The sequence below is a fragment of the Cellulomonas xylanilytica genome, assembly GCF_007989805.1.
Lineage (GTDB): Bacteria > Actinomycetota > Actinomycetes > Actinomycetales > Cellulomonadaceae > Cellulomonas > Cellulomonas xylanilytica.
In genome coordinates this window covers 1-23,927 of record NZ_BJUB01000019.1, presented here as the reverse complement: position 1 = coordinate 23,927, position 23,927 = coordinate 1, and the positions used below count along the sequence as shown (strand labels likewise).

The following is a 23,927-nucleotide window of genomic DNA, read 5'->3' as shown; positions in this document are numbered from 1 at the left end:
CTAGCCGAGCGTCACGGAGACGACTACGTCGTCCCCCGCCTCGATGCTCACGTCGGACACCCGCACGCCCGGAGGCAGCTGGGCCGCGAGGTCGATCGTCCGGCCGGCCTCGGCCGCGACCCTCGAGCGGAAGGGCCCGATGAGGCCGTCGACCACCGGGTTGCTGCTGGAGATCGCCACGTCCCCGATCTCGAGGACCAGGGAGCGGTCGATCGACGCGGAGGCGGTCACCGTCACCCCTGCCCGCAGGAAGCTGCGCTTGATCTTGGCGTCCGCCCGCACGTCCAGCGCGCGCGGCCCCCGGTTCTGCAGGTCGAGCTCGAGCCCCGTCAGCGTGAACCCCTTGTCCTGGAGCAGCTCCCCCAGAGCCGCCTCGACAGCGGCGACCAGGGCTCTGTGCGCCACGGCGACGCGACCGGTGCCCACCGCCGGAGCCGCGTCCGACGGCGGTCGCACCTCGACGTAGAGCTGGCCGTCGGCCCCGACAACCCAGTCGAAGCCCACGCCGCTCGCCGCCACGTCCACCTGGGCGGGCAGGCCCCTGACCGTCACCGGGTGCCCGACGACCTCGAGCGAGCGGACGGTCCCCGGCTCACGACGCACCACGTCGGCGGGGCCCACCGGGAGCGACCGCGCGCTCGCGCCGGGGTCCTGGACGCTGACACCCGTCGCGTCGACGCGCAGGGATGCGAGGTCGGGACCGTCGATCTCGACCGCGACCTTCACCCCGTCCAGACCACGCACACCGGGCTGCGCGAGGGACTCCAGCAGCCGGGTGATCCGCCGTTCCATTTCCAGGCTGTCCGACGGCACGGGGCTGGTGCCGAACGGGAGGGGTCGTGCCTCTGTCATCGCGGGTGCATCCTTCGTCGGCGGGTGGGACGTCGACCGCTGCGTCGGGCAGGGCACGAGCTCCACGGTCGTGCGTCGATCGAAGCACAGCCCGGGCCGGGACACCCGATCTCGGGCACCGCGAGACGGGCTGCCGGCAAGGCCACAGCCGTCCGGGTGGCCATCGCGGTCGCGCGGGTCCGCACGGAGAATCGGTGGATGGAGATCCTGCGGTACCGCGCATTCACCACCGTCGAGCCGGACGAACGGTCGGGGAACCCCGCCGGCGTCGTGATGGACGCGGAGGAGCTGTCCGACGCGGACATGCGACGGATCGCGGCGGAGCTCGGGTTCAGCGAGACCGCGTTCCTCACCGCGATCGAGCAGGACGCGGCACGGGTGCGGTACTTCACCCCGCGCGCCGAGATCGCCTTCTGCGGGCACGCGACCATCGCGTCGGGAGTCGCACTGGCGCGACACCGGGACGCGGCGCCCGTCGTCCGGCTGACGACGAACGCCGGACTCGTCCCCGTCGAGGTGACCACGGACCGGGCCACCCTGGTGGCCGTCGACACCGAGGTCGAGGAGCTCCACGGTGACCTCGTCGACCAGCTCCTGGCGGCGCTGCGGCTCGACCGGGAAGCGCTCGACCCCCTCCTCCCGCCCGCGCTGGTGCACGGCGGCAACCTGCACCCGCTCGTCGCGGTGCGCCCAGGCGTGCTCGGACGGCTCGACCACGACGCGGAGGCGCTGCTGCGGCTGCAGGACCGCGAGGGCTGGGACGGCACCGTGCCGGTCGTCCACCGGATGTCGGAGACGCACTTCGCGTCACGCAACCCGTTCCCGCGCGGCGGGATCCGAGAAGACCCGGCCACCGGGTCCGCGGCCGCCGGGCTCGGGGCCTACCTGCGCGCGGGGGGCCACGTCGACGTGCCCACGGTCCTCACGGTCGAGCAGGGCGCGGACGCCGGTCGGCCCTCGTCCCTCGTCGTGGAGGTCCCTCGCGACGGCCGCGTCCGCGTCACGGGGACCGCCGAGGAGATGTGACGAGCAGCCGGTGGGGACGCACGCAGCACGCTTGAATGAGGCATGACCCCGGACCGCTCACCCGCCGTCGAGCTCGAGGTCGGGTCCCGCACCGTGCGGCTCTCCAACCCCGACCGCGTCTACTTCCCCGCCAGCGGCGCGACCAAGCTCGACCTGGCGACGTACTACCTCGCCGTCGGGGACGGGATCGTGCGTGCGCTGCGCGACCGCCCGTGCATGCTGCACCGCTACCCGACGGGCGTCACCGGCGAGAAGGTGCACCAGAAGCGGTTGCCGCGCGGCGCTCCCCCGTGGATGGAGACGGTCGAGGTCTACTTCCCCCGCTACGGACGCACCGCCGACGAGCTGTGCGTGACCGAGCTGGCGCACGTGATCTGGGCGGTGCAGATGTCGACGGTCGAGTTCCACCCGTGGAACAGCCGCCGGGCCGACACCGAGCGCCCCGACGAGTGGCGCATCGACCTGGACCCGATGCCGGACTGCCCGTTCGACCGCGTCCGACGGGTGGCCCACGTGGCACGCGAGGTCCTGGACGAGCTCGGCGCCGTCGGCTGGCCGAAGACCTCCGGCGGCTCGGGCCTGCACGTCTACGTCCGCGTCGCGCCCGAGCACGAGTTCGGCGACGTGCGCCGGGCAGCGCTCGCCTTCGCGCGGGAGGTGGAGCGCCGTGCGCCGGACGACGTCACGACCGCGTGGTGGCGGCGCGACCGCGACCCCTCGCTGGTGTTCGTCGACTACAACCAGAACGCCCGCGACCACACCATCGCGTCGGCCTACTCGGTGCGCGGGACTCCGGACGCCACGGTGTCGACGCCCCTGCGCTGGGACGAGATCGACGCCGTCGACCCGCGCGACTGCACCCTGCGCACCGTCCCCGCGCGCTTCGCCGAGCTCGGCGACCTCCATGCCGGCATCGACCACGCCGTGTTCGACCTGGCGCCGCTGCTGGGCTGGGCCGAGCGCGACGAGCGCGAGGGCGCCCCGGCTCCCCCGGACGACGACGGCTGAGCCGGTCGTCAGCAGCCTGAACGACGAAGGCCCGGACCTCACGGTCCGGGCCTTCGTCTTCTTGTAGCGGGGGCAGGATTTGAACCTGCGACCTCTGGGTTATGAGCCCAGCGAGCTACCGAGCTGCTCCACCCCGCGTCGGTGGTTACAACTTACCTCACCCCTCAGGGGGGACCAAATCGCGGGCGCCCGGCCGGTGGTGGCGTGCGTCACCTCCACCGGCCGGGACCCGTGCGTCAGCTGCCGAGCCGGGCCTCTGCCTCGAGGGCGGCCTGCACGGCCGCGTCGAGCCGCTGCTGGGCCTCGCCGTAGGCGGCGAAGTCGTTGCGCGACAGGGCCGACTGGCTGTCCGAGATGGCCTGGCTGGCCTGCTGCAGAGCCCGGTCGAGGTCCGCGCGCGCGGTCGCCTCGGTGCCGGTCTCGGCACCCGGGTCGGTCGGCGCCACGGTCGGTCCGTCGGTCGGTCCCGGGGTCGGCTCCGCCGACGGCTCGGCGGTCGGCTCGCCCGTCGGGGTCCCGCCCGCGTCCGGGTCCGTGCCGGCGTCACCGGCGTCGGCGCCCGAGTTGCCGCCGAACACCTGGTCCAGGGCACCGTCGAGGGTGCTCGCGAACCCGATGTCCTCGCCGAACGCCACGAGCACGCGCTGCAGCAGCGGGAACGTGGTGCCGGACCGGGCCTGCACGTACACGGGCTGCACGTAGAGCAGGCCGCCTCCCATCGGGAGGGTCAGCAGGTTGCCGCGGACGACCTGCGAGTCACCACGACCGAGGATGTTCAGCTCGTTGGACACCTCGGGGTCGGCGACGAAGTTGTTGTTCACCTGACCCGGGCCGGGCACCGTCGAGTCGCGCGGCAGCTCGAGCAGGCGCATCTTGCCGTAGTCCGCCGCCGGCTTCCCGTCCTCGTTGCCCGCCTCGGCGTCGACCGCGAGATACCCGGTCAGCACATTGCGTGCGTTGGTACCCGTCGGGATGAACGACGACATGAGCGAGAAGCTGGCCTCGTCCTGGTCGGGCATCCGCAGCGTCAGGTAGTACGGCGGCTGCGGGACGGCGACGCTGCTGGTGGGGTCGTTCGGGTTGGCCCAGAAGTCGTTGCCGGAGAAGAACTGGCCGGCGTCGGTGACGTGGTAGCGGGCCAGCAGCGCGCGCTGCACCTTGAACAGGTCCTCGGGGTAGCGCAGGTGGCTCATGAGGCTGCCCTTGATCTCGGACATGGGCTCGATCGTCGACGGGAACACCGAGTCCCACGCCTTGAGGATCGGGTCCTCGGCGTCCCAGGCGTACAGCGTGACCGACCCGTCGTAGGCGTCGACCGTGGCCTTCACCGAGTTGCGGATGTAGTTCGCCGTCTTCGGCTGGAGCGCCTGGATCGTCTCCGAGGTCTCCGTCAGCGAGTCCGTGGTGGCGTCGTCGAGCGACCGCGGCTCCGAGTAGGGGTACTGGTCCGAGGTGGTGTAGCCGTCGACGATCCACTTGACCCGGCCGTCGACCACGGCGGGGTACGCCCGGCCGTCGAGGGTGAGGTACGGGGCGACCTTCTGCACGCGGTCGCGCGGGTCACGGTCGTACAGGATCTGCGACTCGCTGGTCACGCGGTCCGAGAAGAGGATCTGCTCGGAGCCGAACTTCAAGGCGTAGAGGAGCTTGGTCAGCGGGTTGCCGATCGACGGCCCCGCCGACACGTCCTGCGTCGGGAAGGTGCTGTTCACCGCTCCCTCGGAGTCGTCGGCCGGGTAGTCCAGCTCCCACGCCCGGGTGCCCTCGGGCGCACCGACGATCGAGTACAGCGGAGCCTTCGGGCTGAAGTAGATGCGCGGCTCGTACTCGCCCATCTGGCCCTGCGACGGGATGCCGCCCTCCCAGAAGGCGGGGGCACCGCGCCCGGCGGTCGTGTTGCCGAAGGCGGCGACGACGCCGAAGCCGTGGGTGTAGACGGTGGTGTCGTTGGTCCAGTTGCGCTGCTGCGCGTCGAGACCCTCGAGCGACAGCTCGCGGACGGCGATCACCGTGTCGCGGCTCTCCCCGTCGATCTCGTACCGGTCCACCGACAGCGAGTCGGGGAAGTCGTAGAACGCGCGGATCTGCTCGAGCTGCTTGAACGACGGGCTGACGATCTGCGGGTCGAGCAGGCGGATGGACGCCGTGGTGTCCGCGTCGGCGCGCAGCGCACCGGCCTCGGCCGTCACCTCGGCGTCGTACTCGGTGATCTCGACGTCCTCCAGGTCGTACGCCTCGAGCGTCGCCTCGATGTTGCGCTGGATGAACTCGGACTCGGCGTCCTGCTGGTTCGGCTGCACCTGGAAGCGCTGGACCACGGCGGGGTAGACGCCGCCGACGGCCACGGCCGCCACGACCATCAGGCCGACACCGATCGCGGGTAGGCGCCAGTTGCCGCGGACCGCGGCGACGATGAACATCACGGCGACGAAGATCGCGATGCCCGCCAGGATCGCCTTGGACGGGATGACGGCGTTCACGTCGGTGAACGAGGCGCCGGCGAACTTGCGGCCCGTCTTCGTCAGGATCGAGAACCGGTCGAGCCAGTAGCTCGCCGCGATGAGCAGCATGAGCAGGGCCGCGATGACGGACAGCTGGATGCGGGCCGCCCTCGTCGTGCGGGGCGCACCGCCGCGCTGGCCGCCGACGCGCAGGCCGCCGTAGAGGTACTGGGTGGCCAGCGCGCCGATGCCGGACAGCACGACGACCGCCATGAGGAACGAGACCACGAACCGCAGGCCCGGCAGCGTGAACAGGTAGAAGCCCAGGTCGATGCCGTACTGGGGGTCGATCTTCCCGACCGACCCGCCGTGCATCCACAGCTGGATGGTCTGCCACTGCTGCGACGCGGCGGCCCCGGCGAAGAGCCCGAGGACGGCGGGGCCGACGATCATGACGAGCCGGCGCAGCGGCTCGATGGCCTCGCGGTACTGGTCGAGGTTCGCCTGCTCCTGCGTGGACGGCGCGTACACCGGACGCGAGCGGTAGCCGAAGTTCAGGCTCCACCAGACGGCGCCGCCCATGACGAGGAACCCGAGCACGAACAGGACCGCGCGCGTGCCCCACTCGGTCCGGATGACGTTGCCGAAGCCGAGCTGCTGGTACCAGAGGACCTCGGTCCACACCTGGGCCAGGATCAGCACGGCGACGACGAGCACCCCGAGGACGACGAGCGTGGGGGCGAGCGCTCCGCGTCGGCGCGGGCGCGCCGGGCTCGGGCGGGGCGGCGGGCTTCCGAAAGTCACGGTGGGGCAGTCCTCGTCGTCGGCAGCAGGTGAGTACAGCTGAGCACGGCCGGCTCGGTCGCATCCGTGCCGGCGACGTGCACAGGACGCACGCCACTCGCACGGGAGAACGTGCCGGTCGAGGCACAGGTTCCCACAGGAATGCGACGATGAACCTGTGAGTGAGACCACCCGTGAACCGGCAGCACTGGCTGCGCTCGGTGATTCCGTCCGCGAGATCGAGCACCACGTCGCCGAGTCCGGGTGGGACGGCCCGGTGCGGGTGTTCGCACTCGTCCGCACGCAGGAGATGCTGCGGACCGAGCCCGGCCTCGCCGCGCAGCTCGAGGAGTCGGTGCTGGCCGCCGCCCGGTCGCAGCCGTGGCACCTCACCTCGGTCGAGCAGGAGGAGCTCCCCGCCGCGCCGGACCTCGAGACGCTCCTCGCCGGGCTGTCCTGGCCGTCGACCGTGGACGGGATGGCCGTGACGGTCGAGCGCGTCGTGCTCCCGCCGGCGGCCGAGGAGGCGATGCCCCAGGACACCGAGGCCGCCCTCGAGTACCTGCTGAACCACCCGGAGCGCCAGGACGTGCGGCTCGTCGTCGCCGCGCTGCGCGACGGCCCGTCCTGGTGCGCGGTGCGCAGCCGGGCGAACGACACCGCCGACCAGGTCGGTCAGGGGCCGGACCTGGTGCCCGGTCTCGTCGCGGCGGTGCGGAGCACGCTGGAGTAGGTCAGCCGGTGCAGGTCGGCAGGTCGTCGGTCGTGCCCGCGCCGATCGCCGTGACCGCCTCGCGCGCCTCGTGCAGGGTCTCGACGCGCACGACCTGCAGCCCGTCCGGGACGTGGTCGACGACCTCGGCGCAGTTCGCGGCCGGGGCCAGGAACCAGGTCGCCCCGTCCCGCGTCGCGCCCGCGAGCTTCTGCCGGATGCCGCCGATCGGACCGACCTCGCCGGTGACGTCGATGGTGCCCGTCCCCGCGATGTCCTTGCCGTTCGCCTCGTCCTCCGGCGTCATCTTGTCGATGATGCCGAGCGCGAACATCGTGCCGGCGCTCGGACCGCCGATGTCGTCGATGCTGATCGTCACGTCCACGGGCATGTCGAAGGCCGGGTCGATGAAGACCCCGATCTGCGCACCGCCGTCGGGCTTCTCGGTGGTCACGATCGGGATGTCGAGCGACTGCCCGTGCCGCCGGACGGTGAGCGTCACGGTGTCCCCGGCCTCGACCTCGCCGAGCAGCCCGATGAGCGACTGGTAGTCGGGCACCGCGGTGCCGTCGAGGGCGACGATGACGTCCCCCTCCTCGACCTTGCCCTCCGCGTCGGTCTCCTCGACCGTGCCCGCGACCACGAGCGTCGCGGGCACCTCGTAGCCGAGCTCGGTCAGCGCGGCGACGGTGGCGTTCTCCTGCGACGAGACCATCTCCGCCGTGTTCGACTCGTCGATCTCGTCCTGCGTCCGGTCCGGCGGGTACAGGAGCTCGACGGGCTGCACCACGGCCCAGGGCGAGAGCCAGCCCTGGAGCACGCCGACGACGCTCGACGGGAACCCCGGTCCGCCCGTGCCCGAGACCGTGGTCAGCCGCAGCTCACCGGTCGAGTCGAAGGTCTCCGCGCCGGAGATCTGGATGAGCGGCGTCCCGTCGTGCTCGCCCAGCACGTCACGCGTGGGCCCGGGGCTGCTGATGGCGTACGGGACGGGCAGCACCACGAGGACCGCGAGCAGCAGCGCCGTCAGCATCATGCCCAGCGACAGGGTCACCGACCGAGGACTGATGCGTTCCGGCTGGCCGGAGGCGTCGTCGACGTCGGACGGCGAGGTGGGCTGGTCGAGCACGCCCACATCATCCCCCGAGTCGGCGCCGCCGTCGTTCACGGCCGCCGCCGGGTGCGCGCCTGGCGCCACACGGCCGCCGTGCCGATGAGGGCCACCGCCGCACCGGCCGCCCCGAGGGCCGCCGCGTCACGGGTGCCGACGCGGCGCCCCGCCACCGCGACCCGGCCCTGGACGCCCTCGAGCAGCACGTCCAGGCACTCGACGCTCGACCAGCGCGGGGCCCAGCCCGCCTCGCGCAGCCGGTCGGACGCGACGGTCCAGGGGTACACGACGAACGCGAGCTCGGAGGCCGGCGCGGGCAGCACGCCCACGCGGTGCAGCCGCTCGGCGGTGCCGAAGGCCGTCGCCGCGGCCAGCTCGATCCTGCGCATCCCGGCGGCGGCCTCGACCGCGGCCGGCTCGAGCACGTCGTCCGCGCCGACGGTCAGGACGCCGGCCAGCCGGTGCTCCACGGCGAACCTGGCCGCGGCCGCGACGTCCTCGACGTGCACCAGCTGCCACTGCCGGACGGCACCACGGACCGTCAGCAGGCGCGGCGCCTCGAAGTGCCGGGTCACGAAGGTGTCGACCCCGGCGCCGACGACCGCCGCCGGGCGCAGCACGGTGACGAGCGGGGCCTTGCGGCGCCGGGCACGCTCCAGCACGGCCTCGGCGGCGAGGAGGTCACCGACCAGGCCCTCCCGGGCGGCCTCGTCGGCACGCGGGAGCGGGTCGGCGTCGTGGATCACGGGACGGTCGGCCCACGCGCCGTGCACGACGGCCGACCCGACCGCCACGACGTGCCGGGCACCGACGGCCCGGGCGGAGGCCAGCACGCGCTGCGTGTGCGCGACGACGGCCGCCTCACGCTCGCGGCGGCCCTTGACCGGCGAGGCGAGCAGGTCGCCCGGGTGCGCGACGAGCACCACGACCGTGGCGCCGGCCAGCGCGTCCTGCGGCCGGTCCGCCGGGAGCTCCTCGACGATCCGGGCGTGCTCGCCCCAGGCGGCGGCGACCGCGGACGCGATCGGTCCGCGACCGACGACGACGACCTCGTCGGTCGGCTCCCCCGGTCGTGCCGCGTCCGCGGATCCCGTCGACAGGCCACCGTGCCCGGTGCTGCGCCCTGAGCGAATCTGCTCGCCCACCATCCCTCGTTCCTGTGCTGCGCGGTTACCGTGGTTCGCAGCCGGCCCTATCGTCGCAGGAGGTCCTCGTGAGCCCCGACAACTCTGCAGTCCCGGGAGCAGATGGTGGCGTGCCCGCCTGGGAGCAGGTGATGCGGGCGATGCTGGGTGACGGCGCCGACGAGGCGATCCGGGAGCTCCAGGAGCGCGGCTTCGACCCCGGCGCGATGGCGGCAGCCTCCGGACTGCCCGACGACCCCGCGGCCCTCCAGCAGGTGTTCGCGCAGGTCCAGTCCCTGCTCGCCGCGTCCGGGGACGACCCGGTCAACTGGAAGATGGCGCACGACCTCGCCCGCCAGCAGGCCGCCGCCGGCGGCGACCCGTCCCTGACGACCGCTCAGACGCGCCAGGTCCTCGACGCGCTCGCCGTCGCGGAGCTGTGGCTCGACGCCGCCACGGACCTGCCGCCGTCGACCGGCGTCCCGCGGGCATGGAGCCGTGCGGAGTGGGTCGAGGCGACCCTCCCGACGTGGCGGACGCTGACCGAGCCCGTGGCGTCGTCCCTGTCGGTCGCCCTCGTCGGCGCCCTCGGCGGCGCGCTGCCCGAGGGAGCGCCCGAGGACCTCGCGCTGCCCGGCGGGATCGACCCCGGCCAGCTCCTGCGCCAGCTCGGGTCGGCCGTCTTCGGCATGCAGGTGGGCCAGGCCGCCGGCACCCTCGCGCACGAGGTGTTCGGCACCACCGACATCGGGCTGCCGCTGCTGGACCGGCCGGCGCCCGCCCTGGTGGCCGCCAACGTCGACGCGTTCGCCGAGGGGCTCGACGCGCCGGCCGACGAGGTCCGGCTCTTCCTCGCGCTGCGCGAGGCCGCGGCCACCCGCCTGTTCACGCACGTGCCGTGGCTGCGCGCCCACCTGCTCGCCACCGTGGAGGCCTACGCGCGCGGGATCACCATCGACGCCGACCAGCTCGAGGAGGCCGTGCGCTCGATCGACGTGACCGACACCGCGGCACTCCAGCAGGCGCTGTCGGGCGGCGTCTTCGCGCCGCACACCACGCCCGCGCAGAAGGCCGCGCTCGAGCGGCTCGAGACGGCGCTCGCCCTCGTCGAGGGCTGGGTCGACGAGGTCACCGCCGCGGCCGCGCTCCCCCACCTGCCGCACACGATGGCGCTGCGCGAGATGATCCGCCGCCGGCGTGCCGCCGGAGGGCCGGCCGAGCAGACGTTCGCCAACCTCGTCGGCCTCGAGCTGCGCCCCCGCCGCCTGCGCGACGCGGCGGCGCTGTGGGCGCAGATCACCCGGGACAACGGCGCGGCCGCGCGGGACGCCGTCTGGGACCACCCCGACCTGCTGCCCGGCACCGAGGACCTCGACGACCCGTCCGGCTACGCGTCCCGGCGGGCGACGGCGGTCGACGACGCCGCCGAGGTGGACCGCGCCCTGGCGGAGATCCTGGGCGAGGACCCGAACGCCGGCCCCACCGGCTGAGCGACCGGCTGGCGGCACCCGAGCCGCCGTCGCCGACGCCCTGCCGACGCCGATCGCGCTGCCGCCCCGGACTGCACCAGGCTGATGTCAGGTCAGGATCCTGCTCGGCGGGCACCGGCCGGGCCGAACCTCGTCGCGACGTCGCTGGTGCCGCGCCCGGCGGGACCTCAGGCCCGCGGATCGGGCGCCAGCTCGTCCAGCTCGAGCTCCAGCTGCCCGACGGGTCCGGCGGCGGCGAGACCGTCGAGGTCCACGCCGTCGTCGAGGTCCACGCCGTCGTCGATATTCACCTCGTCCTCGATGTCCACCTCGTCGGCGACGACGACGACGTCCGGCTCGTCCGTCCCGACGTCGTCGACCTCGTCCGTCGGCTCGTCCTCGTCCGTCCCGGTCTCGTCCGACGGCGTCGGCAGGCCACGCTCGGTCGCGTACGCGTAGCCCTCGAGGAACCCACGGGCGCGCAGGGTGCGCGGGTACGCGTCGAGCACGGCCCAGAACTCCGGTCCGTGCCCGGCGTGCAGCAGGTGCGCCAGCTCGTGCAGCAGCACGTAGTCGAGCACCCACCGCGGCATGCCTCGCACGCGGTCGGAGATCCGGATGGTGCCGTCCGACGGCGTGCAGGAACCCCACCGTCGACCCTGGTTGGTGGACCACCGCACCGTCGTCGGACGCGCCACCCCGCCCAGGTACCTGGTCGAGAGCTCGGTCGCGCGCGACATCAGCTCGTCGTCCGACGGACGCCGCCGCCGTTCCTGCGCCGCGAGGCGGGCCAGCATCCGACGCACCCACTCGTGCTCCTGCGCGCGCGTGAACCGCGCGGGGATGGCCACGATGGTCCGATCGCCCTCGCGCCAGGCGGTCACCGTGCGCACGCGCTTGCGTGAGCGGCGGATCTCCACCTGCGACAGGTCCTGCGTCGGCTGCACGGAAGAACGCTAGCGCGGGACGCCCACGCGACCCCGTTCCCGCACGGACGCACGGCGCGTCCTGCACGATTCCGCGGGCTGCGGGTGCCTCGGCTACTACTGTGAAGGTCGCGCGGGCGTGGCAGCACCACCACGCCCGGCCGCCGGCCGGCGGTTCCCCGGTCCGGTGCAGGACACCAGGGAGGGCCCCGATGGCTGAGACATATGCAGGCGAGTTCTACTGCGTGAAGTGCAAGGAGAAGCGTCAGGCCGAGGGTGACGTCGTCGTCTCCGAGTCCGGTCGCAGGATGGCCAAGGCCGTCTGTCCGGTCTGCGGCACCAAGCTCAACCGGATCCTCGGCAAGGCCTGAGCACCACCTCGTCGCCCAAGGGCATCGTCCGTCCGGACGGTGCCCTTCGGCATGCCCGGCAGCTGTGGACGACGCGCACGGGATCTCGGCGGACGCTGCCAGAGTGACGGCCTCGTCCTGAAGGGGGCTCCATGCGACTGCGTGCCGGGCTGCGGGTGCTGCGACGCACCGACACCGAGGTCCAGGTGGGCACCGACCACCGCTGGGCGGTCCGGCTCCCCGGCCTCACCCGAGCCGAGGTGGCGCTGCTGCGCTCCGTCGACGCGCGCACCGACCTGTCCCCGGTGGAGCGCCTGGCGGCCGGACGGGACGTCGACCCGGACCGGGTGCGCGCGTTGGTCGACGTGCTGGTCGAGGCGCGGCTCACGGTCGACGGCCCACCGCGGTCGCTCCTGCGCGGGCCGGCAGCGGTGGACGCCGCCGTGTGGTCCCTGCTGCGTGCGGACGGGGACGGCGAGGGGGTCGTCCGGGCACGCGGCGAGCGGGTGGTCGCCGTCCTCGGGCTGGGCCCGACGGGGCTCGGCATCACGGTCGGGCTCGCGGCTGCGGGGGTGGGCACCCTGCTCGTGGAGGACGATCGACCCGTGCGCTCGGCCGACGTCGGCCTGTGCGGGTACCGGTGGGCCGACGCCGGCTCGGTACGCGGGCACGTGACGGCCCGGCTGCTGCGCGACGTCGCCCCGCACGTGTCGACCACGTCGGACCGGAACCCCGACGTCGTCGTCCTCGTCGAGGACGGGGTGGCGGACCCGGGACGTGGACCCGTGCTCGTCGCAGGCGGCACCGTCCACCTCGGTGTCGTCGTCCGTGAGGCGGACACCGTGGTCGGCCCGTTCGTCGTGCCCGGTGCCGGCCCGTGCCTGCGCTGCCTCGACCTGCACCGCGCGGACGCGGACCCGTCGTGGCCCGCCGTCGCCGCACAGCTGCACGCCGGCGGGGTCGCCGACGAGTCGGGACAGGTCGCCGCGGTCTGCGCCGGCCTCGGCACCGCGGCCGTGCTCGCGCACCTCGACCGGGTCCCCGGCCTCGCGCCCGGCACCACCTTCGAGGTGGCCCTGCCCGACGCGGTCCCCCGCAGACGCACGTGGGCGGTGCACCCGGAGTGCGGGTGCACCGCCCTCCCGGCGTCCCTGGTGGGCGCCGGGCTGGACTGACCGACCGTCAGGCCGCGGGTACTGCGTTCTTCCGGGGACGGCCACGACCACGCTTGGTCGCGACCACCACACCGCCGACGAACACCTCGCCACCCCACACGCCCCACGGCTCGGCGCGGTCGATGGCGCCTGCCAGGCACCCCTCCATCAGCGGGCACTCGCGGCACAGGGCCTTGGCCTGCTCGACCTCGGCGGTCCGCTCGGCGAACCAGAGCTCGGGGTCGTTGGACCGGCACGGGATGAAGTCGGCGACGAGCTGGTCGAACGTCTGGCGGTCGTCGGTCGTCGAAGTGCTGTCGGTGACGGGCCACGGGCCGGATCCGCCCTGGTTCACCGTGTCGAGCAGCGTCGTGAGCCGCACGATGTCCTCCTGATGTCCTTGCTGGTGAGCGTGTTGCGTCGGTGCCGGACCGACTGCCAACCCGTCCACCCGACTCATCGGGAGAAACAGAAAGGCCGCGGGTCCGAGTTCGGACTCCGCGGCCTGTGCCTCGAGGTGAGGTCAGATCATGGGAGTCCGGGTGAGGTACGTGCGGGGATCGGTCGCCGTGCGACGCTTCGAGCCGCCGATGGGCGCCAGGGCCCCGCCGCCGATGGGCGCGAGGGCGCTGCCGCCGATGGGCAGAGCGATCCCGTGGAGCCAGAACATGGTGGGCGCGACAGATCGCGGCAGGAACGCGACAGCGTCCGGCGTCTGGATCTTTGTGTTCATCGGTGCACCCACCCCCTCTCCGGCTCGGACCTGCGCCTTCCGGCGTGATCCCTCAACAAGGACGTCGCCCAGACTAGAACCGGGCTCACACGGGGGACAACCGAATAAACGAACTTTCGTCGACGAGTTTCCGCCATCCCCCGATCGGCTCAGCGAGCGGGCTCCCGCACCGTCGCGCGCACCGCTGCCAGGACGTCCTCACCGACGTCCGCGAGCGTCATCGGACCCACCCCGCGGATGCCGCCGAGCTCCTCCAGGGTGCGGGGGCACCGCTCCGCGATGGCGCGGATGGTCGCGCTGGTCAGGATGGACGCCGGCTGACGCCGCACCTGGGCGGCGTGCGCGTCCCGCCACGCCGTCAGCCCGTCGACCACCGCCTGCTGGCGAGCGTCGAGGTCGCGCCGCGGGACGCCCGGACGGCGCCGCTCGTCGGGCCACAGGTCGGTGAGGAACCGCGACACCCCCCGGTTCGCGCGCGCCCTCGGGTGACGCGCTCGGGAGTACGACAGCTGCAGGTGCTCGCGCGCACGGGTGATCCCGACGTAGAGCAGCCGCCGCTCCTCGGCCACCGCCGCATCCGTCTGCGCCTGGACGGTCGGCAGCAGACCGTCCGACAGCCCGACGAGGAACACCGCGTCCCACTCGAGACCCTTGGCGGCGTGCAGCGACGCGAGCGTCACGCCCTCGACGGTCGGGGCGTGCTGCGCCGAGGCGCGCTCGTCGAGCTCGGCGACGAGGTCGGAGACGGTGGGCGGCCCGTCGCCGGTCGGTGGGGCGGCGGCGAGCGCGTCGGCGAGCGACACGAGCGCCTGCAGGGCGTCCCAGCGCTCGCGACCGGCTCCCCGACCCTCCGGCGGCGTCTCGGTCCAGCCCGCGCTGCGCAGGATGTCCCGGACGGAGTCCGGCATCGGCGTGCCGGGGTCGGCAGCACGCGCGCCGCCGCGCAGCAGCACCATGGCCTTGCGCACGTCCGCGCGCGCGAAGAAGCGGGCGTTCCCGCGCACCTGGTACGCGATGCCCCGGTCGGCCAGCGCGGCCTCGAACGCCTCCGACTGCACGTTGGTCCGGAACAGCACCGCGACGTCGGCCGCCGCGACACCGCCGCGCACCAGGGTCGCGATCGCGTCGGCGACCCCCGCGGCCTCGGCCTCGTCGTCCGGGTAGGTCACGTAGGTGACGTCCGGGCCGTCCGGTCGCTGGGCCCGCAGCTCCAGGGGGGCCGGTCCGCCCGCCTTGCGGGACGCGTGCATGACGTGGTTGGCCAGCGACACCACCTGCGGGGTCGAGCGGTAGTCCCGGACCAGCTCCACCGTCGTCGCGCGCGGGTAGGTGCTGGTGAACGACCTCAGGTGGTGGGCCGTCGCACCGGCGAACGAGTAGATGGTCTGGCTCGGGTCCCCGACGACGCACAGCTCCTGGCGGCCCCCCAGCCACTGGTCGAGCAGGTACTGCTGGAGCGGGCTGACGTCCTGGTACTCGTCGACGACGAAGTGCTGGTACTGCTCCCGGACGGAGTCGGCGACGTCCCGCCGCTCGGCCAGCATCGCGGCGAGCAGGAGCAGCACGTCCTCGAAGTCGATGACGCCCTGCTGGTCCTTGGCCGACTCGTACGCCACCATCAGGCGCGCCACCGACTGCGGGTCGGTGCCGCCCGGGCCGGGGCGGTCCGTCGCCGCGGCGGCCTTCGCGTAGTCGTCCGCCGTGACCAGGCTGACCTTGGCCCACTCGATCTCGGACGCCAGGTCCCGCACGCTCTCGCGGTCCGTCTCGATCCCCACCAGCTGCGCGGCGTGCGCGACGAGCTTGACCTTCTGCTCCAGGATCCGCGGCGGCGGACCACCCACGACCTTGGGCCAGAAGAAGCCGAGCTGCCGCAGCGCGGCCGCGTGGAACGTGCGCGCCTGCACCCCGGGCGCGCCGAGCAGCCGCAGGCGCGTCCGCATCTCCCCGGCCGCGCGGGCGGTGAACGTCACGGCCAGCACGTTGGTGGGGCGGTAGGCCCCGACCTGGATGCCGTAGGCGATCCGGTGCGTGATCGCGCGCGTCTTGCCCGTCCCCGCTCCGGCGAGCACGCGCACGGGTCCCCGGAGCGTGGTGGCGACGGCACGCTGCTCGGGGTCGAGGGCGTCCAGGAGGGCTTCGGCGGACATCGGGCACAGTCTCTCAGCACCGGCCGACACGCTCGTCGCCGGCCTGTGCACGTCCGGTACCGTCACCCGTCCGTGCCACCGGGGAAGATCCCCGCCGGCGCGGGCGTTACTTCCCCCGGGCGACGATCTCGCCCCATCTGACCGCACCGACCACGAGGGACCGATGACCACGCAGACGCTGCCCGACGCCGGCACCATCACGATGTACTCCACCACGTGGTGCGGCTACTGCCGCCGGCTCAAGACGCAGCTCGACTCGGCAGGGATCGGCTACACCGAGGTCAACATCGAGGAGCACGCCGACGCGGCGTCGCTCGTCGAGTCCCTCAACGGCGGCAACCAGACGGTGCCCACGGTCGTGTTCCCCGACGGGTCCGCGGCGACGAACCCCTCGCTCGCCCAGGTGCGCGACCGGCTCAGCTGAGCGGTCCGCCGAACCACTCCTCCACCAGCGCCCGCGCGATCGACGCGCGTCCCGGTGGGATGACGTCGCCCGCCCGCACGGCCGCGGCGAGCTCCGCGCGGGAGAACCAGCGCGCCTCGGTCAGCTCCACGCCGTCCACCGTCACGTCGGTGGACGTGGCGACGGCGCGGAAGCCGACCATGAGCGACGCCGGGAACGGCCACGGCTGGCTCCCGCGGTAGGAGACCTCGCCGACGAGCACGCCCGTCTCCTCGGCCACCTCGCGACGCACGGCGTGCTCCAGCGACTCCCCGGCCTCGACGAAGCCCGCCAGCGTCGACCAGCGGCCCGCCGCCCAGTGCGCCGCGTGCCCGAGCAGGATCCGGTCGTCGGCGTCGACGACCGCCATGATCACCGCGGGGTCGGTGCGCGGGTAGTGCTCCGAGCCGTCCTCGACGCAGATCCGCGACCACCCGGACTGCGCGACCCGGGTCGCCGCCCCGCAGCGGGGGCAGCGCGGGTGCCGGGCGTGCCAGGCGTCCAGGGCGACGGCCGTGGTGGCCAGCCCGGCCTCGTGCGCGGTCAGGTCCGCGCCGACGTCGCGCAGGAGCGTCCACCCGAGCCCGTCGGGAAGGCTCCGTGCCGGTGCGGGCTCCGTCTCGGCCGGCGCCGCATGGACCAGGACGTCGGACGCCTCGCCCACGCGAGGTGCCGGGCGGCGGTCCGGGACCCGCCACGCCAGGTACGCCTCGCCCTCGTCGCCGCGGCCGAGGAGGAGCCACCCGTCGTCGCCCGTCGTGGGGACCGGGAGCTGCGTGGGCCCGAACAGCGCGAGACCGGACCCCGCCGCGGTGACGACGGCGCCGTCGCAGACGAGCAGCACGCGCGTGGCGTCCTGGGTCAGCGCCGCGTCGACGAACCCGTCCTCGGTCCGCGACAGGGCGGCACGGTCGACGCCGGCACGGGACAGCGGCAGGTCATCCGGAACGATCACGCCGGTCACCGTACGCGCCGGTGACACACCCTGCGCGCGGGCGCCCCCTCGGTGGTGAGGGGAGCAATCGGGCGAAGACACGCCGTGCGGCTCGGCCGAGACGGCTCCACGGCCCGCCTATCCTGGGCACGTGGTTCGATCCCCTCTCGCCCTCGCCGCGCTGGCGACCGTCGCCGTGCCGGGACTCGACGCCTTCGACGTGCGACGGCCCGCCCAGCCCGGTTCCGACTTCGACACCGCGGTCGTGATCGACGCCCACCGCAACCGGTGGGTCGTCCGCGCACCGCAGCACGCCGCGGCCGGTGCCGCGCTCGAGGCGGAGGTAGTCCTCCTCGCCATGCTCGCGGCCGAGGCCGAGCGCGGGAAGCTGCCCTTCGCCGTCCCCGCACCCGTCGGCTTCGCCCACCTGCCCGAGGGCGGGCGCGCCGCCGTGCACACCGAGATCCCCGGCGAGCCGCTCCGGCTGGACCGCCTGACCCCGGGTCCCGGCCTCGCGGCCGACCTCGGTCGCGCCATCGCCGCGGTGCACGAGCTGCCGACCGCGCTCGTCGAGAACGCCGGCCTGCCCGCCTACGACGCCGGCGAGTATCGCGCGCGCCGCCAGGCCGAGGTCGACGAGGCGGCACGGACCGGCAAGGTCCCACCCGCCCTGCTGCGGCGCTGGGAGGACCGGCTCGAGGACGTCGCCCTCTGGCGCTTCCGCCCGACCGTCATCCACGGCGACCTCACCAGCGAGCGCGTGCTCGTCCGCGGCGACAGGGTCACCGGCATCCTGCACTGGGGTGACGCCTGCGTGGCGGACCCGGCCGACGACCTCGCCTGGCTCCTGGTCGCGGCCCACCCGGACACCACCGACTCGATCATGGAGGCGTACCAGCTGCGCCGGACCGAGCTCACCGACCCGCACCTGGCCGACCGCGCCCTCCTCGCCGGCGAGCTCGCCCTGGCCCGGTGGCTGCTCTACGGGGTGCGGACGCAGGACCCCGAGATCATCGACGACGCCGTCGCCATGCTGGAGGACCTCGACGCCCACACGCGTGAGGACCAGGCCGCCGCGAGCGAGTCGCTCCTGGCGTGACCGACCGCTCCGTCGGCTGGGGCGGTCTGCACAACGCGCGCGACCTCGGTGGCCTCCCGACCGCGTCCACGCCCACCCGGCCCGGACGCGTCTTCCGCACGCCGCGCCTGGACGGGCTCGACGAGCGCGGCTGGACCCAGCTGGCCGACGCGGGGGTCCGGACGATCGTCGACCTGCGCAACCCCCACGAGATCGAGCCGCTCCGGCTGCCGGCGGGGGTGACCCGGCACCACCGCCCCGTCGAGGTCTGGGAGGACCGCGACTTCATGGCGCGCTGGGGTCACGTGCTGGACTCGCCGGAGTACTACCGGGCGAACCTCGAGACATGGCCCGAGCTCGTCGTCGCCGCCCTGCGCGCCGTCGCGGACGCATCCGACGGCGCCGTCGTCATCCACTGCTCGGCCGGTCGGGACCGGACCGGCCTGGTCACGGCGCTCCTGCTGTCGCTGGTCGGGGTGCCGCAGGACGTGATCGTCGAGGACTACGCCTGCGCGGTGGTCGCGATGAACGACTACGCCCGGGCCGGGCTGGGCGACGAGACCGCACGCACCGACGACGAGCTCGGTGCGCGCCTGGCCGAGGTCACGGGTCACCTCCGGGCGCTCCTGACCGACCTCGACGTCGCCGGCTACCTGACCGCGCACGGCATGTCCGCCGACGAGCTCGCCAGGATCCGGTCGCGCCTCCTCGACTGAGCCGACCGCTCCGTCGAGCGCGCTCCGCTCCTCGATCGAGGGGCCGACGTCCGACCCCGATCACGCGCTCGCTCAGTCGGTGTCGAAGAGCGTGGGTGCAGCGGTCTGCACCGGCCGCCGCGAGGGAGCGGCGTTCGTCCCCTCCCAGCCGGGGCGGCGCCGCGTGGGCACGTTCGACCGCGGACCGCGGCGGTTGGTCCGCGGCTCGACCACCCCGGCGCCCTGCGGTTCCTGCGCCTGGGTGGCGGACCGCAGCAGCGCGGTGATCTCGTCCTCGTCCAGCAGCCGCTCCGGGTACACGGTCGCGCCGGCACCGACGTAGCAGAACGCCGCGCGCACCCGGGCCAGCGGCGTCCCGGTCCACCGTGACCACGCGAGCCGGTAGACGGCCAGCTGGAGCTCACGCGACGCCCGGGCCGCCTCGTCCTTCGGGGGTGCCCCGGTCTTCCAGTCGACGACGACCACCGCGGCGGGCTCGCCCGCCTCGACCGCGCCCGCTGCCGGGTCCGGGAAGACCGCGTCGATCCGGGAGCGGAGCACGTAGCCGTCGACGGAGATCTCGATGTCGACCTCGACCGCGACGGGCGCCCGGTTCGCCCACTCCGTCGCCAGGAACGCGTCCCGGAGCGCCTGCTCGTCCAGGTCGAGCGACGTCGAGTCGTCGTCGGCACCCGGCAGCGCGTCCACGTCCACCAGGGAGGCGCTGCCGTACCAGCCCTCGACCCACGCGTGGAACCGGGTGCCGCGCCGGGCCTGCGGGGACGGTTCGGCCGGGACCGGCCGGCGCAGGTGCGCGGCGAACTCCCCCGGGTCGCTCTCCAGCCTCACCAGCGCCGACGCCGACAGGTGTGCGGGCAGCTCCACCTCCCCCGACGGTGTCCGCACCCGCTCGCGCTCCGCGAGCAACCGGTCGGCGAGCACGTCCCAGGGGTGCGGCTCCGGCACGTCCACGGCGCGGCCGGCCACAGGAGCGGCACCGCCAGGGGCACCAGCGGAGTGGCCGGGCGCGGGGTCGAGCGTGCCGACCACACCGTCGGACGTGCCGCCCGCGGGGTCCGGCGCCGACGTCGTGGCGACAGCGGTGCCCTCGGCCATTGCTGCGCGTACGCGAGCGGCCGCGTCCTGGACGTGCGTGCGCCGGGTCGCGCCGGCCTCGGCCCCGAAAGGGTCCGCCGGCCACGTCGCCGTGAGCACCAGCGAGGCGCGCGGGTTGGTGCCTGCGTCGTCGGGCGCATCGTCCCAGCCCGCCGTCTCCACGAGTCCCGCCTCGGCGAGCTCCGTCAGGAAGACCGACACCTTGCGCACCCGGGTGCCGTCGCCCCACCACGCCGCGGTGAGCAGCAGGTCCGAGCGGGCACGGGTCAGCGCGACGTAGGCGAGCCGTCGCTCCTCGGCGACCTGGTGGTCCCCCGCGTCGAGCACGAACTGCTTGCGCCGCTCCTCCAGCTCCTTGGGGTCGTCGGCACCGGCGTACGCGAACACGGGCAGGTCGTGGCGGTCACCGCGCAGCGGGTACGGCAGCGAGCCGAGCCCCGTCAGCCACGCCGAGTCCTTCGGGCCGTCCTTGCCCTGGGTCGCGGTGGCCGGCAGCCCGCCGTCGACCAGACCTGCGACGGCGACGACGTCCCACTCGAGGCCCTTGGCGGCGTGCACCGTGATGAGCTGCACCGCGTCGGGATCGGGCTCCGAGACCGGCATGTCGAGGCCGTTCTCGCGGGTGTCCGCCGCCTCGAGCCAGGCGAGGAAGCCGCCGAGGTTGGGGTGGTCCGCCGAGCGCGCGAACTCGACGGCCACGTCCCGGAACGCGTCCAGCTGCGCGCGCGCCCGACCGGGTGAGGTGCGCGCGCGTGCGGCGACCTCGATGTCGAGCCCCAGGAGCCGCTCGGCCTCGCCGACAAGCTCCGGGACGGAGAGGTAGCTGTGCGCGCGCAGCGCCCGCAGCGTCATCGCGAGGTCGGCCAGCCGCGCCCGCCCGACCGCGCTCAGCGTCCTGCCGCCCCGGCTCGTCCAGCCCTCGGCGGGGAGCTCGGTGATCGCGTCGAGCGCGTCCACGATGCTGCGCTCGTCGACCGCGTCCGCCTCGACGAGAACCTCCGCTCCGGCGGGCACGTCGGCGCGGGTGGACTCGTCGGCGCCGGTGGGCACGACGAGCACCGGACCGCGGTCCCGGGCTCGCCCGGCGCCGCCGTGGCGTGCGGCCAGCTCACCGGACCAGGCCGCGAGCGCGTGCAGGTCCGAGGCGCCGAGCCGGGTGCGGGCGCCCGTCAGCAGGCGCATGAGCGCGTCGCCCCGGGACGGGTCGTGGGCGGTCTGCAGGAGCGCGACGAGGTCGACCACCTCCGGCGCCGACAGCAGCCCGCCGAGGCCCACCACCTCGACCGGCAGACCGGCGTCCCGGAGAGCCCGGCGCAGCGTCTCGAACTGGGACCGCTTGCGGCAGAGCACCGCCGCGGTCACCCGGTCACGGCCGGGGCCGGCGGGCTGCCAGCGGTCGCGGACGAACGTCGCGACGGCACGCGCCTCGTCCTCGACCGTCTCGGCGACGTGCGCATGCACCCGCCCGTCACCGGCGCCCGGCCGGGCGGTGAGCACGGGCACCGCCACGCGGGTGGCGGACGCGCGCAGCGGTGCGGCGACGTGGTTGGCCGCCGCGAGGATCAGGCGGTCGTTGCGCCACGACGTCGAGAGCTGGTGCACGTCGGCCGGCGAGCGGCTGCCGTCCGGGTGGACCTGCGGGAAGGACGTGGGGAACCCTTCCAGACCGCCCGCGCTCGCTCCGCGCCACCCGTAGATCGACTGGTTCGGGTCGCCGACGGCGGTCACCGGGTGCCCGCCGCCGAACAGCGCGCCGAGCAGGGTGAGCTGGGCGTGGGAGGTGTCCTGGTACTCGTCGAGGAGCACCACCCGGAACCTGCGTCGCTCGCCTGCACCCACCTCGGGCACGTCGAGCGCGAGCCGCGCCGCGAGGGCCACCTGGTCACCGAAGTCGATCGCGTCGGCAGCCCGCTTGCGGGCGCGGTACTCGGCGACGAGCTCGAGGACGCGCACGCGCTCCCCCAGCGAGCGCAGCAGCTTCTTGACCTCCGCGTACGGCTCGCGCGGCGGCGTGCCGGGTGGGGTGGCGGCGAGCGCGTCGAGGATCTCCTCGATCCCGGACCGGGCGTCGGCCGCGTCGAGCAGGTGCTCGTCCAGCGCGCCCGAGAGGGTGAGCACCGCCTCGATCACCGTGGAGGTGGCGGCGTCGGTGTCGAGGTCGTCGCTCCACGCCTCGACCACCTCGGACGCGAGCTGCCACTGCGCTGCCTCGCCGAGCAGCCGGGCCGACGGGTCGAGGCCGAGCCGCAGCGCGTGGTCGGACACCAGGGAGGCCGCGTACGAGTTGTACGTGGAGATCGTCGGCCGCGCCAGGCCCGCCAGCCCGTCGGTCCGGGCAGCGTCGACGGTCCCGCCGAGCACCAGACCCTCGGCGGCTGCCGCGCGGGCGAGCGTGCGCAGGCGCTTGCGCACCCGCTCGGCCAGCTCCCCGGCCGCCTTGCGCGTGAACGTCAGACCGAGGACCTGCTCGGGCTCGACGATGCCGTTGGCCAGCAGCCAGACCACCCGGGCCGCCATGGTCTCGGTCTTGCCCGAGCCCGCGCCGGCCACGACCAGCGACGGGCCGAGGGGCGCCTCGATGACGACGCGCTGCTCCGGCGTCGGCGGTGGCTGACCCACCAGGGCGGCGATCTGTGCGGCGGAGAGCGTCATGCGACCACCTGTCCGCCCTCACCGCGGACCGGGCACGAGCGCCGCACCGGGCAGCGGTCGCACAGGTCGTTGGCGGTCGCCTCGAACGTCGACGCGGCCATCTTGTCGGCCACCTGGTCCACCATGGTCCGCGCCCAGCTCGGTCCGTCGGCCTCGGGCCCGAGCGGCTCCTGGGAGCGGGTCACCGCGGCGGCCCCCGTGCCGAGGAACACGAGCTGCGCGCCACCGCTCGTCGACCCCTCGGGGAGGCCGTCGAACGCGCCGGCGTCCACCGCGAGCTGGTAGGCGCCCAGCTGCGGGTTCTCCGCGGCCTTGCTCACGCTGGGCGGGCTGGCGCCGGTCTTGAGATCCACCACACGGACGACCGGCCCGGCGGACCCGTCCTCGACCAGCTCGATGCGGTCCACCGACCCGCGCAGCGACGCCCGGTCGGTGTCCACCGCGAACGCCCCCTCCACCAGCAGCGGCTCACCCGCACCGCGCAGGTACCCGGCGAGCCGGCGCACCATCGTGTCCGCCTTGCGCCGGGTGGCCAGCGCCGGCCACCCGGCGCCGAGCCCGAGCTCCGCCCACCGCCGGTCGAGCGCCGCGGACAGCTCGGCCTCCGTGCCGCGTGGGTGCTCCTGCGCGATGGCGTGCAGCAGGGTGCCGAGGTTCTGCCCACCGCTGGCGGACGAGGTCCCGCCCGCCGCCTCCAGCGCCCATCGCAAGGCGCAGCGCTGGGCGGTCTCCACCTTCGACGGGGAGACCGGCACCCGGGTGCCCGCGTCCCACAGGGGCGCCTCGCTCGACGGTTCGGCGAGGCCGTACCACTGCGCCGGGTCCGCACCCGGCACGTCGGCGGCTGCCAGCCGCGCGAGCGTCCGCGCCGCGGCAGGGTCGGGCTCGACGCCGTCGACCGCCGCCTGCTCGAGGTGCGCCCGCAGCTGCGCGACGAGGCCACGCAGGTCCAGCGGAGCCGGCACGCTCGTGCGCCGGGTCTCCCCCTCGTCGTCCGAGGGGTCCACCAGCTCGAGGAACGGGGACGGCTGCTGGTCCGCGTCGTCGACCGCCGTCACCAGCAGCGACCGGCGGGCGCGCGAGCAGGCGACGGCGAACGACCGCAGCTCGTCGGCCAGCACCGCGTCCCGCGCGGCGGCCGCCGCCTCGGCGTCGTCCGTGGCGGCGGGCG

19 protein-coding genes, 1 tRNA gene and 1 pseudogene are annotated in these 23,927 nt (G+C 74.4%); 9 read left to right on the top strand and 12 right to left on the bottom strand.

Going from position 1 to position 23,927, the window contains the following annotated elements; all coding sequences use genetic code 11:
* Positions 1 to 852, bottom strand: coding sequence for a hypothetical protein (locus tag CXY01_RS20550; RefSeq protein WP_146931759.1), 852 nt, complete (start codon positions 850 to 852; stop codon positions 1 to 3).
* A gap of 198 nt (positions 853 to 1,050) precedes the next feature.
* Here CXY01_RS20550 and CXY01_RS20545 point away from each other — a divergent pair, with 198 nt between their 5' ends.
* Together CXY01_RS20545 and ligD are read left to right on the top strand one after the other, a co-directional pair.
* Positions 1,051 to 1,878, top strand: coding sequence for a PhzF family phenazine biosynthesis protein (locus tag CXY01_RS20545; protein ID WP_146931756.1), 828 nt, complete (start codon positions 1,051 to 1,053; stop codon positions 1,876 to 1,878).
* A 42-nt stretch (positions 1,879 to 1,920) separates the two neighbouring features.
* Positions 1,921 to 2,886, top strand: coding sequence for a non-homologous end-joining DNA ligase (ligD, locus tag CXY01_RS20540; protein WP_146931753.1), 966 nt, complete (start codon positions 1,921 to 1,923; stop codon positions 2,884 to 2,886).
* 64 nt (positions 2,887 to 2,950) lie between these two features.
* Here the strand turns inward: ligD and CXY01_RS20535 are convergent.
* Positions 2,951 to 3,024, bottom strand: a tRNA-Met gene (locus tag CXY01_RS20535).
* Between the two features lie 98 nt (positions 3,025 to 3,122).
* Positions 3,123 to 6,131, bottom strand: coding sequence for a UPF0182 family membrane protein (locus tag CXY01_RS20530; RefSeq protein WP_146931750.1), 3,009 nt, complete (start codon positions 6,129 to 6,131; stop codon positions 3,123 to 3,125).
* Positions 6,132 to 6,288: 157 nt separating this feature from the next.
* Here CXY01_RS20530 and CXY01_RS20525 point away from each other — a divergent pair, with 157 nt between their 5' ends.
* The gene (locus CXY01_RS20525) at positions 6,289 to 6,843 is read left to right on the top strand and encodes a PPA1309 family protein (RefSeq protein ID WP_146931747.1); all 555 of its coding nucleotides are present in this window, start codon (positions 6,289 to 6,291) and stop codon (positions 6,841 to 6,843) included.
* Position 6,844: 1 nt separating this feature from the next.
* Here CXY01_RS20525 and CXY01_RS20520 read toward each other — a convergent pair whose 3' ends face one another.
* Together CXY01_RS20520 and CXY01_RS20515 are read right to left on the bottom strand one after the other, a co-directional pair.
* Positions 6,845 to 7,951 carry a YlbL family protein gene (locus CXY01_RS20520; RefSeq protein ID WP_146931744.1) on the bottom strand — a complete coding sequence of 369 codons (1,107 nt, stop codon included), beginning with the start codon at positions 7,949 to 7,951 and terminating at the stop codon, positions 6,845 to 6,847.
* A 35-nt stretch (positions 7,952 to 7,986) separates the two neighbouring features.
* Positions 7,987 to 9,081, bottom strand: a complete 1,095-nt coding sequence (locus CXY01_RS20515) for an NAD-dependent epimerase/dehydratase family protein (protein ID WP_146931741.1) — start codon at positions 9,079 to 9,081, stop codon at positions 7,987 to 7,989.
* A 65-nt stretch (positions 9,082 to 9,146) separates the two neighbouring features.
* Here CXY01_RS20515 and CXY01_RS20510 point away from each other — a divergent pair, with 65 nt between their 5' ends.
* Entirely contained in the window at positions 9,147 to 10,547 is a 1,401-nt protein-coding gene (locus CXY01_RS20510) for a zinc-dependent metalloprotease (RefSeq protein WP_146931738.1), read from the top strand.
* A 415-nt stretch (positions 10,548 to 10,962) separates the two neighbouring features.
* Here the strand turns inward: CXY01_RS20510 and CXY01_RS20505 are convergent.
* A pseudogene (locus tag CXY01_RS20505) lies at positions 10,963 to 11,473 on the bottom strand (SprT-like domain-containing protein); the annotation flags it as partial.
* A 191-nt stretch (positions 11,474 to 11,664) separates the two neighbouring features.
* On the opposite strand from CXY01_RS20505, the gene CXY01_RS20500 reads away from it, so the two are divergent.
* Positions 11,665 to 11,823: a DUF5679 domain-containing protein gene (locus CXY01_RS20500; RefSeq protein WP_146844118.1), complete on the top strand. Its 159-nt coding sequence runs from the start codon at positions 11,665 to 11,667 to the stop codon at positions 11,821 to 11,823.
* Between the two features lie 131 nt (positions 11,824 to 11,954).
* Positions 11,955 to 12,977, top strand: coding sequence for a thiamine biosynthesis protein ThiF (locus CXY01_RS20495; RefSeq protein ID WP_146931735.1), 1,023 nt, complete (start codon positions 11,955 to 11,957; stop codon positions 12,975 to 12,977).
* Between the two features lie 7 nt (positions 12,978 to 12,984).
* Here CXY01_RS20495 and CXY01_RS20490 read toward each other — a convergent pair whose 3' ends face one another.
* The 3 genes from CXY01_RS20490 to CXY01_RS20480 all read right to left on the bottom strand — a co-directional run bounded on the left by CXY01_RS20490 (position 12,985) and on the right by CXY01_RS20480 (position 15,839).
* Entirely contained in the window at positions 12,985 to 13,338 is a 354-nt protein-coding gene (locus CXY01_RS20490) for a WhiB family transcriptional regulator (protein ID WP_146931732.1), read from the bottom strand.
* Between the two features lie 141 nt (positions 13,339 to 13,479).
* Complete coding sequence (locus tag CXY01_RS20485; RefSeq protein ID WP_146931729.1) at positions 13,480 to 13,689, bottom strand: hypothetical protein; 210 nt, start codon at positions 13,687 to 13,689, stop codon at positions 13,480 to 13,482.
* Positions 13,690 to 13,838: 149 nt separating this feature from the next.
* Positions 13,839 to 15,839 (bottom strand): ATP-dependent helicase, encoded by a 2,001-nt coding sequence (locus CXY01_RS20480; protein ID WP_146931726.1) that lies wholly within the window; start codon positions 15,837 to 15,839, stop codon positions 13,839 to 13,841.
* 163 nt (positions 15,840 to 16,002) lie between these two features.
* Between CXY01_RS20480 and CXY01_RS20475 the strand changes: the two genes are divergently transcribed.
* Entirely contained in the window at positions 16,003 to 16,263 is a 261-nt protein-coding gene (locus tag CXY01_RS20475; protein ID WP_056024557.1) for a mycoredoxin, read from the top strand.
* On the opposite strand, the gene nudC is transcribed toward CXY01_RS20475, so the two are convergent.
* Positions 16,256 to 17,236 carry an NAD(+) diphosphatase gene (nudC, locus tag CXY01_RS20470; protein WP_307724418.1) on the bottom strand — a complete coding sequence of 327 codons (981 nt, stop codon included), beginning with the start codon at positions 17,234 to 17,236 and terminating at the stop codon, positions 16,256 to 16,258. The genes CXY01_RS20475 and nudC overlap by 8 nt on opposite strands.
* A 130-nt stretch (positions 17,237 to 17,366) precedes the next feature.
* On the opposite strand from nudC, the gene CXY01_RS20465 reads away from it, so the two are divergent.
* On the top strand, positions 17,367 to 18,314 hold the full coding sequence (locus tag CXY01_RS20465; protein WP_146931722.1) for a phosphotransferase: 948 nt from the start codon (positions 17,367 to 17,369) through the stop codon (positions 18,312 to 18,314).
* The gene (locus CXY01_RS20460; protein ID WP_146931719.1) at positions 18,311 to 19,009 is read left to right on the top strand and encodes a tyrosine-protein phosphatase; all 699 of its coding nucleotides are present in this window, start codon (positions 18,311 to 18,313) and stop codon (positions 19,007 to 19,009) included. Before CXY01_RS20465 ends, CXY01_RS20460 begins: the two co-directional genes overlap by 4 nt.
* A gap of 72 nt (positions 19,010 to 19,081) precedes the next feature.
* Here the strand turns inward: CXY01_RS20460 and CXY01_RS20455 are convergent, their stop codons facing one another.
* Positions 19,082 to 22,756, bottom strand: coding sequence for an ATP-dependent helicase (locus CXY01_RS20455; protein ID WP_146931716.1), 3,675 nt, complete (start codon positions 22,754 to 22,756; stop codon positions 19,082 to 19,084).
* Positions 22,753 to 23,927 (bottom strand): RecB family exonuclease (locus tag CXY01_RS20450; protein ID WP_146931712.1); only part of this gene is annotated, 1,175 nt, incomplete at its 5' end. The genes CXY01_RS20450 and CXY01_RS20455, both read right to left, overlap by 4 nt.